The organism is Limnobacter olei, assembly GCF_029087225.1.
In the GTDB taxonomy this organism is placed as follows: domain Bacteria; phylum Pseudomonadota; class Gammaproteobacteria; order Burkholderiales; family Burkholderiaceae_B; genus Limnobacter; species Limnobacter olei.
Genome location: NZ_JARFJD010000074.1, coordinates 1 through 314, shown reverse-complemented (window position 1 = coordinate 314; position 314 = coordinate 1). Strand labels below are relative to the sequence as shown.

The window sequence follows — 314 nt, the reverse complement described above, 5'->3', positions numbered from 1 at the left end:
GCTTGGAGCCTGCCTACGGGGTAAATCCTCGCATCAGTGGTTCGCTTTCTACTCCTGGATCTGTCGGGAAGGCGAATAAGAAACATGCAGCAGAGCCCAGAGGCAGGGAGGCGGTCACGCCCAAAGTGATGGGAATGGTTCGCGGCTGGTTTTGCGACTCTTCTCGCTGGCGTCATCTGGTTTTAGCCGTTTATCTTGGGCTTTTAGTGGGATTTTCGTTCAACGAGGGAAGGAGCTTTACCGTAATGAGTATCATTCACATTAATGCCAGCGTGGGTGCGTCAGTTGGTTCGCCAACGGCATCTCTGCGGGTT

At 53.5% G+C, this 314-nt stretch carries 1 protein-coding gene; it reads left to right on the top strand.

All coding sequences use genetic code 11. The annotated features are described in order from the left end of the window. Window positions 1-134 precede the first annotated feature (134 nt). Window positions 135-314 (top strand): hypothetical protein (locus PY990_RS16350; protein ID WP_275272495.1); only part of this gene is annotated, 180 nt, incomplete at its 3' end.